Raw genomic sequence first — 10,503 nt, 5'->3', positions numbered from 1 at the left:
GTCCCGCCGAGGACTGCAAGCCATGAGCAGACGCCCGCTGCCACTGCTGGGCCTGCTGGGCCTGCTGCTCGCCACCGCGTGCAAGGATCCCCCGCCACCCCCTCGTCCTCCGCCGCCGGCAGCCCCTCGCCCCACCGCGGCGCAGCAGTACCTGGGCAACGCGCCGGACGGGAAGCTCCACGTCTACTTCCTGGACGTGGGCCAGGGAGACTCCGCGCTCATCGTCACCCCCGAGGGGCTCACCGTCCTCATCGACGCAGGCGGAGCCTCGGCTGTGAACCACCTCGTCAACCGGCTCCCGGAGCTGCTCACCACGCGGTTGGATCTCGTGGTGCTCACCCACCCGTCACCGGACCACTACGGAGGGATGGATGCGGTGCAGAAGATCGCCGATCCCCGCCGTCTCCTCGAGCCGCAGCTGCCCGAGGCTCCTTCTGCGTATGACACCCTGCTTACGGCCCTGGGCTCGCGGGGAGTGGAGATCTTCTCGCCCGCGCCCAACCCCTCGCAGCCGAAGGAGCTGACGCGTCTGACGCTGGGCAAAGGAGTGGAGCTGACGGTCCTGTGGCCGCGCGCGCCCACCGAGCCGCTGGTGCAGTCCCAGGGCTCCGAGGGGGGCAAGGGCGTGCAGCACGAAGCCAACTCCATCGTCCTGCGCCTGACCTACGGAAAGACGTCCGTGCTCTTCGCGGGGGACGCGCGGGCCGAGACGGAGTCCGCACTGCTGCAGCGCGGGGCGGAGCTGAGCTCTACGCTCCTCAAGGTGGGCGCTCATGGAGCGGACTTCGCCACCAGCACGGAGTTCCTCCAGGAGGTGAGACCGCAGGCGGCCATCCTCAGCGTCGGTGCGGGCAACAAGCTCGGCGTGCCGGCCCAGCCCGTGCTCGAGCGGCTGAAGGGCGCCAGCGCTCGCGTCTTCCGCACCGATCTGTATGGTGAGGTGCACGCGGTGAGCGATGGCACGCAGTTCATGCTCACCACGCAGAAGCTGGCTCCGGGCGAGGCGTCCAGCACCCAGCATGTCTTCGCACCGGTGGAAGAGAACACAGCGCTCCTGGTGCCGCCCCCACCTGCCCCCGTTGCCCCGAAGCCAGCGCCCGTGAAGGCCGCTTCCGCGAAGGCTGGGAGCCCCCAGGAGAAGGGCGACGAGGAGCTCCCGCGTTTCGGAAAGGTGGTGGATGTTGACTCCCTGGGCTCCACCAGCGAGCGCGGAACCCGCCCCGGGAAGAAGGGGCATGAGGCGGGAGGCATGCAGTACGTCGCCAGCCGCAAGCGGGACCTGTTCCACAAGGAGACCTGCCGCAGCGCCAAGCAGATCTCCCCCCAGAACCTGATCGTCTACTCCTCACGTGAAGCGGCGATGAAGGAGCGCAAGCCGGCCAACGACTGCAAGCCCTGAGGAACGCCCATGCCAAAGGCCACCGTGGATCGCTTCGAGGAAGAACTGGCCGTGCTCATCATCGACGGCCGTCAGGTGACCCGGCCCCGCGCCGAGCTGCCCGCGGAGGCGCACGAGGGAGACGTGATCGATCTCGACTCGGGGAAGGTCGACCCGGAGGCCACTGGGGCCCTGCGCGAGCAGGTGCGTCAGGCCCGGGGGCGGGCGAAGAAGAAGAAGCCGGCGCCTCCTGGCAACTTCGATCTGTAGGCGAGGTGGATGCGGAGGCCTACCGGCGCGGACCGAGGCCCGCCTTCTTGCGCGCCTCGAGCAGCTTCTGCACGTCCCCCGGTTCCAGCGGCTGCACGGTGCCCAGGGAGCGCGCGGCCATGAGGATCTTCGCGTAGTGCTCCACCAGCTCCATGCGCAGCAGCGCCTGCGTCAGATCCTCGCCCAGCGTGAGGGCGCCGTTGCCGGCGAGGAGGAAGGCGTCGTACTCGGCGGCCGCGGCCTCCACCCGCTTGAGGCCCTCGGGATCCTTGGGCATCGCGCGCGGCAGCGTGGGCACCCGCTCCCCCAGCGACACCACCATCTCCGGCAGCGCGATGGGCGACAGCTCCTGCCCCACCAGCCCGAACGCGGTGGCCACCGGCGGGTGGGCGTGGATCACCACCTGGGCCTCGGGACGGGCCCGATAGGTGGCCAGGTGAAGCTCCAGCTCGCCGAAGGGCTTGCGGCGCCCCTCCAGCACCTTGCCCTGGGCGTCCACCACCAGCAACGAGGCGTCGTCGATGTCCCGCTTGGACACCGCCGTGCAGGTGATCAGGAAGCGCCCGCCCTTGAGCCGCACGGAGACGTTGCCGTCGTGGTTGGCCACCCAGCCGTTCTCGTGCAGGCGGCGGGAGGTGCCCACCACGTCCGCCCGCAGCTTCGGAAGCGGCACGAAACCTTCGCTCACACATCCACCTCGTCCACCACGCCGACGATCAACGAGCGGATGGGCAGCATCTTGTCGCCCAGGATCTGCCGCACACCGTTGCCCTCGCGCATCACCAGCACCACGTCCCCCGGCCCCGCCGAGGAGGAGTGATCCACGGCGATGAAGCTCTTGCCCTGGGGCTGCTGGTGCTCATCCAGCGGCTGCACGACCATCAGCTTCCGGCCCGCGAAGGCCGGGTGCTTGATGGTGGCGGTGATGGTGCCCAGGACTCTGCAGAGGATCATACGTCCACCGAGTCCACGATGCCGACGATGGCGGCATCCACCGGCACGAACCACGGATCCAGCGCGAGCGCCGCCTCGCGGCTGCCCACCAGGTACACCAGCTCGCCCGGCCCCGCGGACACCGTGTCCACGGCCACCTCGGGGCTGCCCATGGGCTCCTGCTGATGGTCCAGGGGCTGGACGACGAGCAGACGCTTCCCCTCGAGCCCCTCGTACTTGCGCTCGCAGACCACCGTTCCGAGGACTCGCCCCAAGTACATACGCGCCTGTTACCTCGCTCCGAGGGTGAGGACCAGCGGGATTTCCAGATCCACTTCGTTGGAGCCGTCGTCCAGCTTGAAGGCGGGGAAGACCATGCGCTTGGCGCTCTTCTTGATGCAGTCGCCCACCGGCGCCGAGTCCAGCTCCTTGCGATCCAGCCGGGTGCTCTTCACCACCCCCGAGGTCCCCACCGTGGCCACCAGCATCACCCTGCCACCCTTGAAGGACGGGTTCTTGCGCAGCTCCACCTCCACGCACCCCTCGAAGGCGCTCTGGGACATCTCCACCACTTTCAGGATGTCCGCAGGCGGCGGGCCTGCCTGGCCCTCGGCGTCCTTGGCCGCCACCTCCGTGTCCTTGCGCACCTCGGGGCTCACCTCCGTCTTGGAGGAGTCCGCGTAGAGCTGCTTGAGCTCCTCGGCCGACTTGCCCGTCTCCGGAACCGCGGGCGGGTCCCCGGGCTTCGGCGCGGTGCCGCCCGGCTGCGGCTTCTTGTCCTGCGGAGCCGGCGCGGGCGTAGGAGCCGGGGGCGGCGTCTTCTTGCGCCCGAGCAGCAGATCCTGCAGCTCGTTCCGGCCCTCGCCCGAGAAGAACAGGGACTTCTCGACGGTCTGCCCCTGGGCGTTCACCACCTTCACCTTGGGCACCACGTTCAGGCTGTCCAGCGCGAACACCCCGCCCACCACCAGGAGGATGGGCAGCGTGATGAAGAGCGCCACCTTCCACGCCGGGTTGCGCCGGGTGACGCCCGACTTCTTCATGAAGTAGCGCGTGTCCTCGACCGGCTTCTTCTCGTCACGCGACGCCTTGTTCCCGCGCACCGAGGCCAGCGGATCCGCATTATCGGTGTTGAGGGTCGTCGGCGGCTCGGGCTCGTCCATCGGATCGTTCCGGTCGGGCAGATCCAGATCCGAGAACAGATCGTCACTCATGCCCGCCTGGCTGCTGGCGGTGCCCGGGCTGCTGCTCGTGCGCGCGGCGGGCCGCTGCTCCGGCTCGTCCCACGCCGGCTGATCGTCCTGCGCGGGCTCGTCCCACGCCGGCTGGTGATCCTGCTGCGCCGGCTGGTCCCACGAGGGCTGCTCCTGCTCCGCGGCCTGGGCCGCCGAGTCGTCCCACTGCGGCTGCTCCTGCTGCGCCGGCTCGTCCCACACCGGCTGTTGCTGCTGCTGGCGCTGAGGCTGGCGCTGAGACTGGCGCTGTTGCGGCTGCGCGGCCATGGGCGGCTCCAGATCCCACGCCTCCTGGGCGGCCGGGGCCTGGCCCACCGTCGTGGGCACGTCATCCCAGGAATGATCCTCCTGCTGCGGCGCCGGCTGGGCCCGGGCAGGAGCCGCCGTGCCCCGCTGGCCTCCTCGCACGGCCACGGTGGCCGGCTCCGGAGGCAGCGCGGGCGGAGGGGGCGCCGCGAAGAGGCCCGCCAGCTCCGGGATCTCCGAGCCGCGCTTCCAGTCCGCCATGCCCTGCTGCCAGAAGAAGCTGCGCGCGTTGATGGTGCCGCTCTCCATGAGGACGCTCAGTCCGTCCTCGTCCAGCGGGCCCTCCTGCTTGCTCTTCACCATCACGAACCACGGCGAGCTCGCGGGGCGCGCTGGGGCGGCGCGAGTAGGCTCGTCCTCCCAGGGGTTGTTGCTGACAGGGGCGGCCGGAGCGCTCGAGGCGGCCGCCATGGCGCGCTCCTGCTCGCGGATCCGCTCGACGTCCGCGAGAGCCACCACACGGGTGCTCTCCTCCATTTCCATGGGCGGACCCTGGACGGAGATGACGTTCTGGCAGTTCTTACAACGGACCTTGACGGTCTTCCCGCGGACCTTCTCGTCCGCGATGGAGTACCGCCTCTGGCAATTGTCACAGGAGAAGTTCAAGAGAGCGACCGGTGCGCGCTGGGGAAACGGGTGGGGGATGCTACTCCAGCTTCTTCGAGTGCAAAACGTCCCGTTGACTCCTTCCCAAGGGCCAATTATGCAGCCGCCCCTTGGGTTTCTGCTTTGCTTGTTTCAAGAAGGTGGCGAGATGCCGGCGAAGGACCTCGGGACGAAGTACGTCTGCTTCAAGTGCACAACGAAGTTCTATGACATGAAAAAGCCCGATCCGCTCTGTCCTAAGTGCGGGGCGGACCAACGGGAGAGCCCGGCCCTCAAGGCGCCCAGCGAGGGGCGGCGTGGCCGTCTGGCTGCAGCCCCGAAGGTCATCGAGCCGATCGAGCCCGAGGAGCCCGCCGAGGCCGAGGACGAGGAGGATCTCGACTCGTTCGACGAGGAGCCTGCCGAGGCGGTGGAAGAGGAAGAGGAGATCTAGCCGGGGGGGAGGGTCTCAACCACCCCAGCGTGTCCTCAGGCCTCTGACGGGCTCCACACGGAGTGGAGCCCGGTGCTGCAGTGCGCCAGGTGCCCGTTCAGTTATCGGACACCAGCTTCAGCTCGACGACGATCCGGCGGATCTGCTCGTAGAGCGTCGGTCCCATGGTCTGCATCCCCACCGGGCGCGGCGACTTCTGCTCCTCGGTGCGGACTTCTGGGTCGTTCTGGGTTCGTTTCTTAGGTTGCATGTGGGCCACCTCCCCCGTGGTCACTGAGTCCGGTACATAGCAATTTTTCCGCCAAGGTAAAATCCCCTTTCAAATTCCCGACATTCTCAGGAGTTGCCAGATCGGGGCTTTTTACCTACATCCTGGTTTGAGACATAGTCTGGGAATCCTGTGCCGGATCAGGACAGCGGCACGTCATTTCTGACCCTCCCCTTTAGTGGAGTTCCCCTGTGGCCCAGCTCTGCTCCAGGCGGACGGTCTCCCCGGCCTTCACGGTGACAGGGCGCGAGGCCTCCGGCAGCCGCTCGTGCCAGAGCAGGACGGTGTGGTTTCCCTCGGGGAGTTCCAGGCGGAAGCGGCCCTGAGCATCCGTGGTGGTGAAGTACGGATGATCAAAGGTGCGGACCACCGCGCGCATCCACGGGTGCACGTCGCACTTCACCTGGATGGTTCCGGGAGTGGGCGGCAGAGGCTTCTTCAGGCTCATGCCCTCCAGCGGCATGGCCACGTTGAAGAGGGGCTGGGAGCCCGCCACGGCGCGCACGTTGTGGATGAGGGAGTCCGAGTTGCGCACTTCGAGCGAGGTGCCCGCGCGAGCGGCCAGGGCGGGCGGCTCGTAGGAGCACTTCTTTTGATCCAGGACTGAGGGCGGGGAGGAGAGGCCCTCCGCCGGCAGCGAGGCCCCCTCGGCCAGGGACACCACCACATGCGCGAGCGCGCCCCCTTCCCCTACGAGCAGGGATCGATCGGGGACCTTGTCGCCGCAGGCGGCCACCACACTGGGGGTGGTGTCGAACAGCGCGGGGGTGGGCGGGGAGCCCGTCAGCCGCACCACCCCCTCGATGAACCCCCGCCTGGCAGGCGAGGCCGTGGCGCGTGCGGGGGGAGAGGTGGGAGTGGAGGCAGGCGGCGATGCGTTGGGCTCCGAGGATTTGGGCTCTGAAGAGGGCTCTGAAGAGCCACGGCAGGCGGGCGTCAGCAGCAGGAGCGCAAGCGCGCAGAGGGGCAAAATGGGGTGCACGGGCCTCGTCTAATGGTTCTGTGCGTCCGTTTCAAACCCGCCCCGTCTCAGCCGAGGGATGACAGGGAGTCATCTGGGCGTTGGACCCCAATGCATTTTGTTGGTAGAGGTCCCCTGACCACACGCCAGTGTGGTCCTCGTGGGAGGCAGCAACTTTGCGGGAGAAATTGAAGGCCCTGGCGGAGCTGCAGAAGGTGGACATGGAAGCCGCCACCCTGCGCAAGGCCGCCGAAGTCCACCCCCGGCAGATCGCGGAGTTGGAGAGAGAGCTTGGCGCAGCACGCAGCGCGATGGAGGCCGAGCGCGCGCGCGTCGCGGACATCGAGCGGCAGAAGCTCCAGCTCGAGCAGAACATCACCGACGAGAAGGACAAGGTGAAGAAGTGGGAGGCGCGGCTGGCCGAGCAGCGCTCCACTCGCGAGTACTCCGCCCTGGCCCGGGAGATCGACATCGCCAAGAAGGCGAACCTCACCATGGCCGACGAGCTGGTGGAGATCACCAAGACGCTGGCCGCCGCGCGCGAGGCCGTGAAGGGCAAGGAGTCCGAGTTCGCCGGCCGGCAGCAGCAGCTGGGCGGGCGGATGACGGAGCTGCGCGCGAAGCTGGCCGAGGCCGAGAGCCAGGTGAAGCAGCTCGAGGGCCAGCGCTCGGGGGTGTCCTCCAAGGTGGATGCCAACCTGCTGCGCCGCTACGAGGCGATTCGCAAGAAGAAGCTGCCCGCGCTGGTCGGCGTGATGGCGGGGGGCACTTGCCAGGGGTGCAACATGAACGTGCCCCCGCAGCTCTACAACCAGCTGCGAACGTCGCTGGGCACGGATGTGTGCCCCTCGTGTAACCGCATCATCTATGCGGTCGAGGCACTGGCCGAGCCCACCTCGCAGTGAAGTAGCCACTCGCTCCGGGGGCCCCTTATGCCGAAGCCTACCGAGGCCGACATCCTGCGCCACATCGCGCGCGAGGAGCCGCTCACGGCCACGGTGCGCTCTTTCCGGGGGCTCACGCGCGAGCGCCTGGGCCAGCTCCTGGAGGCTGCCGCCCAGCGCCTGGATGGCAGCGCGGGTGAGCCCCAGGCAGACTCCCCCACCGTCGAGTCCCCCACGGCCGAGGAGTCCCCTGCTCGCGTCGCCACCCCTCGCCTCCGGCTGTACTCGGACGGAGCGGCGCGCGGAAACCCGGGTCCCAGCGGCGCGGGCGCGGTGCTGGTGGAGCCGGGCGGCCAGGTGGTGGCCAAGGTGGGCAAGTACCTGGGGCACCAGACGAACAACTATGCCGAGTACATGGGGCTGCTGCTCGGGCTGAGGCACGCCAAGTCCCTGGGCGCCAAGGAGATCGAGATCTTCGCCGACAGCGAGCTCCTCATCCGCCAGCTCGGAGGCCGCTACCAGGTGAAGAGCGCCACCCTGCGGCCGCTCTATGAGGAGGCGGTGAAGCTCCTCAACGACTTCTCCCGGGTGAAGCTCGTCCACGTGCCGCGAGCGATGAACGCCGCCGCCGACGAGATGAGCAACCGCGCCATCGACGAGCGGCTCTGAGCCACGCTCGTCAGCCCCTGGCGGCGCGTGCTGGCTGAACCTGTCCACTTGTCTGACAGGTTGCTCGGGCGCTCCCCCGCCAGCTAGCGCTGCGACTTCTCGAGCTCCTCTGCTGCCTGCAGCTCGTCTCGGAGGCGCTCGCGCTCCGCTTCGGAGAGCGGGATCTGCTGGAGCTCGGCGCGCAAGGCCCGGGAGCGCTCCTGGTCTCCCAGGGCCACTGCCAGCTCGGCCCTGGCGGCGAGCGCTCGGGCGCGCTCGATGGGGGCAGCGGGCTCGTTCCTGCCAAGCGCCACATCGAGGACCTTGGCGGCCGCTGCGTCGTCTCCCTTGTAGTCGCGCAGGCGGGCTGCCGCGTCGATCGCCTTCGCCAACCGCGACCGTGCCCCCTGCTCGGGCCTGGCCTCGCCGTCCCCGCCCGGCTCATCCCGCCGGATGAAGATGAGGGAGTTGCCGGACGGGTCGACCACGGTGAACCGGCTCTGGCCCTTCTTCATCCGAGTGATCCGTGGGACGCCGGCGATGGGAATCTTGCCGTATACCCCCCTCAGCGCGGCTGCGAACGTCTGGTGCAGGCCCTCCACCTCCTCGACGATCACCAGGCACGTGCTGAACGCCTCCGCAGGCTTCAGCCCTTTGAGGCCAAAGAAGTGGAGCTCGCCGCCCCCCTTGCGACGCGTCGCCGCGTACGGGTTCGGAGAGGCCTGCTGGTACGTCACCTCGAAGTTGAGGAGCCGGTAGAAGTCCAGCGTCTCGCTGATGGAGACACAGGGGAGCGCGGGAATCATCGTCTCGTGCGTCATGGGCCCTCCGTGGGTGCGATCCGTCCGTCGTGGGACGAGGCGGCGTCTTCCTCGAGGCGCTCCCGGGCCTGGCGCAGCCCCTCCACCACTGCCTCGAGCCGTTGCAGGTCCAACCCCGCGCTGATCCGGTTCGCCCAGGAGGCATGACGCAGCTCTACTTGCCGAAGCGCCTTGCGCCCCTTGGCCGTCATCGAGATGAGCCTGGCGCGCTTGTGGTGCGGGTTCTCGAGGTATTCGATGAAGCCGTCCCGCTCCAGGGCATCGGCAGTCTGCTGCACGCTCTGGCGGGTCAGCCCCATCATGCGGGCCACGTTGGCCACCGGCGCAGGGGCATGGTCCACGACGCCGAGCACCTGCCAGCGCGCGCTGCTGAGCCCCACCGGCTCCGTCAAGCGATCCCCGGCCTCGATCGCAAGTCCGTTGAGGCGAAACACCTCGAGCACCAGCTCCGTGAACGCCTCGCCCGCTGCCGTCGGCTTCGCCATGAACAGCATCCTGTCGATTGGACAGGTCACTGTCAATCAAGGCTGCTCAGCCAGGCAGCACCGGGAGGTGGACGATGAAGGTCGCGCCCTGCCCCGGTGCGCTCTCGACGCGCACGGCCCCCCCGTGCATCTCCACGATCTCGCGCACGATGAACAGCCCGAGCCCCAGCCCGCTCACCTCATTGCCATCCACGGCCCGCTCAAACTTGCGGAAGATCCGCTCCTGATCCTCCGGCGCGATGCCGCGGCCTTGATCGCGCACCCGCAGCTCTGCCCGCTCCTCGAGCCGGCAAACCGAGATCTCGACGGGCTTGCCGGGGCCGTACCGCGCCGCGTTCGTCAGGAAGTTGGTGAGCACCTGCTCCAACCGGTAGCGGTCCCACGTCCCCACGACAGGCTCCTCGGCCCGCACCGAGACGTCGCACCGGGCCTCGCTCAGCTGCGGGCCCAGCTTCGCCACCACATCGTCCGCAAGCTCCGCGAGATCGAAGGTGTCCTGCTCCAGCGAGAGCTTGCCCACCGCGATGCGCGAGATGTCCAGCATGTCATTCACCAGCCGGGCCAGCCGCTGAGTCTGCCGGGTGGTCTGATCGAGCACCCGCCTGACGCTCTCCGGGGGAAGGAGCTCGCCCCGCTCCTGCCGGCGCTGGAGCAGCTGCGCCTGGAGCATCAGCGAGGTGAGCGGCGTCTTCAGCTCGTGCGAAGCGAGTGAGAGGAACTCGTCACGGGACCGCACGGCCGCCTCGAGCCCCGCCCGCGCGCGCCGCTCCTCCCCCTCATGCTGGCGCAAGAGCTCGGCGGAGCTCGACAGCGAGCGGCCCAGTCGCTCCATCTCCTCGATGCGAGAGGGATCCACCTGAGGCCGCTCCCCTCCCGCCAGGGCCTCCGCCGCCACGGCCGCGGAGCGGAGATCCCGAGCGAAGCGCCGTGCGAAGACGACCGCGGCCGCCACGCTCACGAGGACGGCCATCACCCCGAAGGCCGCGATGGCCACGAGCGATCGCCGGAAGGGGCCGTCGATGACTTCGACGGGGACCACGACAGCGGACGTCCAGCCCGCGAGGGAAGAACGGCTGAAGGCCACATAGGAGTGCTGACCCTCCAGCGTGATGCTCCGGAACACGCCCTCTGTCGTCAGCCGGGTGTTCTCGATGAATGCCGGGGTGGCGGACGTGCCGATGAAGCGCTCCGGGTTGCGCGTGCGGTAGGCGACGAGGCCGCGGCGATCGACGATGGCACGGGTGAACTCCATGTCCTCCGCGGGCTGTTGGTGAG

Annotated in this window: 14 protein-coding genes; 5 read left to right on the top strand and 9 right to left on the bottom strand. The window is 68.8% G+C overall.

Annotation, left to right across the window (positions count from 1 at the left end):
• The coding region (locus VD972_RS04055) for a ComEC/Rec2 family competence protein (protein WP_324981026.1) at window positions 1–1,399 on the top strand (1,399 nt) is incomplete at its 5' end.
• Window positions 1,400–1,408: 9 nt separating this feature from the next.
• Window positions 1,409–1,648 carry a DUF3006 domain-containing protein gene (locus VD972_RS04050; RefSeq protein ID WP_324981023.1) on the top strand — a complete coding sequence of 80 codons (240 nt, stop codon included), beginning with the start codon at window positions 1,409–1,411 and terminating at the stop codon, window positions 1,646–1,648.
• 19 nt (window positions 1,649–1,667) lie between these two features.
• On the opposite strand, the gene VD972_RS04045 is transcribed toward VD972_RS04050, so the two are convergent.
• The 4 genes from VD972_RS04045 to VD972_RS04030 are packed head-to-tail and all read right to left on the bottom strand — an operon-like array spanning window position 1,668 to window position 4,728.
• Entirely contained in the window at window positions 1,668–2,336 is a 669-nt protein-coding gene (locus VD972_RS04045; RefSeq protein WP_324981019.1) for a class II aldolase/adducin family protein, read from the bottom strand.
• A complete protein-coding gene (locus VD972_RS04040; protein WP_324981016.1) occupies window positions 2,333–2,602 on the bottom strand; it encodes a EutN/CcmL family microcompartment protein in 270 nt (89 codons plus the stop codon). The genes VD972_RS04045 and VD972_RS04040 overlap by 4 nt, the downstream gene beginning before the upstream one ends.
• Complete coding sequence (locus VD972_RS04035; RefSeq protein ID WP_324981013.1) at window positions 2,599–2,862, bottom strand: EutN/CcmL family microcompartment protein; 264 nt, start codon at window positions 2,860–2,862, stop codon at window positions 2,599–2,601. The genes VD972_RS04040 and VD972_RS04035 overlap by 4 nt, the downstream gene beginning before the upstream one ends.
• A 9-nt stretch (window positions 2,863–2,871) precedes the next feature.
• Complete coding sequence (locus VD972_RS04030; protein WP_324981010.1) at window positions 2,872–4,728, bottom strand: GYF domain-containing protein; 1,857 nt, start codon at window positions 4,726–4,728, stop codon at window positions 2,872–2,874.
• A 148-nt stretch (window positions 4,729–4,876) separates the two neighbouring features.
• Here VD972_RS04030 and VD972_RS04025 point away from each other — a divergent pair, with 148 nt between their 5' ends.
• Window positions 4,877–5,161 carry an FYDLN acid domain-containing protein gene (locus VD972_RS04025; RefSeq protein WP_324981007.1) on the top strand — a complete coding sequence of 95 codons (285 nt, stop codon included), beginning with the start codon at window positions 4,877–4,879 and terminating at the stop codon, window positions 5,159–5,161.
• A gap of 97 nt (window positions 5,162–5,258) precedes the next feature.
• On the opposite strand, the gene VD972_RS04020 is transcribed toward VD972_RS04025, so the two are convergent.
• Entirely contained in the window at window positions 5,259–5,411 is a 153-nt protein-coding gene (locus tag VD972_RS04020; protein ID WP_324981004.1) for a hypothetical protein, read from the bottom strand.
• A gap of 193 nt (window positions 5,412–5,604) precedes the next feature.
• A complete protein-coding gene (locus VD972_RS04015) occupies window positions 5,605–6,222 on the bottom strand; it encodes a carboxypeptidase regulatory-like domain-containing protein (protein ID WP_324981001.1) in 618 nt (205 codons plus the stop codon).
• Window positions 6,223–6,566: 344 nt separating this feature from the next.
• Between VD972_RS04015 and VD972_RS04010 the strand changes: the two genes are divergently transcribed.
• On the top strand, window positions 6,567–7,295 hold the full coding sequence (locus VD972_RS04010) for a zinc ribbon domain-containing protein (protein ID WP_324980998.1): 729 nt from the start codon (window positions 6,567–6,569) through the stop codon (window positions 7,293–7,295).
• 27 nt (window positions 7,296–7,322) lie between these two features.
• Window positions 7,323–7,943: a ribonuclease HI family protein gene (locus VD972_RS04005; protein WP_324980994.1), complete on the top strand. Its 621-nt coding sequence runs from the start codon at window positions 7,323–7,325 to the stop codon at window positions 7,941–7,943.
• An 83-nt stretch (window positions 7,944–8,026) separates the two neighbouring features.
• Here VD972_RS04005 and VD972_RS04000 read toward each other — a convergent pair whose 3' ends face one another.
• From VD972_RS04000 to VD972_RS03990, 3 genes are all read right to left on the bottom strand, one after another.
• A complete protein-coding gene (locus VD972_RS04000) occupies window positions 8,027–8,743 on the bottom strand; it encodes a hypothetical protein (protein WP_324980991.1) in 717 nt (238 codons plus the stop codon).
• On the bottom strand, window positions 8,740–9,228 hold the full coding sequence (locus VD972_RS03995) for a MarR family winged helix-turn-helix transcriptional regulator (protein WP_324980988.1): 489 nt from the start codon (window positions 9,226–9,228) through the stop codon (window positions 8,740–8,742). The genes VD972_RS04000 and VD972_RS03995 overlap by 4 nt, the downstream gene beginning before the upstream one ends.
• Window positions 9,229–9,274: 46 nt before the next feature.
• The coding region (locus VD972_RS03990; protein WP_324980985.1) for an ATP-binding protein at window positions 9,275–10,503 on the bottom strand (1,229 nt) is incomplete at its 5' end.

This window comes from Hyalangium sp. (assembly GCF_035629615.1).
GTDB lineage: Bacteria > Myxococcota > Myxococcia > Myxococcales > Myxococcaceae > Hyalangium.
Note: the sequence above shows the minus strand (reverse complement) of the source record. Positions and strands in the feature narration are given on the sequence as shown.

Bases quoted from the DNA above. Each gene is read 5' to 3' on its own strand.
- VD972_RS03995 (WP_324980988.1), bottom strand. From the start codon at position 9,228: ATGGCGAAGCCGACGGCAGCGGGCGAGGCGTTCACGGAGCTGGTGCTC.
- VD972_RS04000 (WP_324980991.1), bottom strand. From the start codon at position 8,743: ATGACGCACGAGACGATGATTCCCGCGCTCCCCTGTGTCTCCATCAGC.
- VD972_RS04035 (WP_324981013.1), bottom strand. From the start codon at position 2,862: ATGTACTTGGGGCGAGTCCTCGGAACGGTGGTCTGCGAGCGCAAGTAC.
- VD972_RS04025 (WP_324981007.1), top strand. From the start codon at position 4,877: ATGCCGGCGAAGGACCTCGGGACGAAGTACGTCTGCTTCAAGTGCACA.
- VD972_RS04020 (WP_324981004.1), bottom strand. From the start codon at position 5,411: ATGCAACCTAAGAAACGAACCCAGAACGACCCAGAAGTCCGCACCGAG.
- VD972_RS04005 (WP_324980994.1), top strand. From the start codon at position 7,323: ATGCCGAAGCCTACCGAGGCCGACATCCTGCGCCACATCGCGCGCGAG.
- VD972_RS04050 (WP_324981023.1), top strand. From the start codon at position 1,409: ATGCCAAAGGCCACCGTGGATCGCTTCGAGGAAGAACTGGCCGTGCTC.
- VD972_RS04040 (WP_324981016.1), bottom strand. From the start codon at position 2,602: ATGATCCTCTGCAGAGTCCTGGGCACCATCACCGCCACCATCAAGCAC.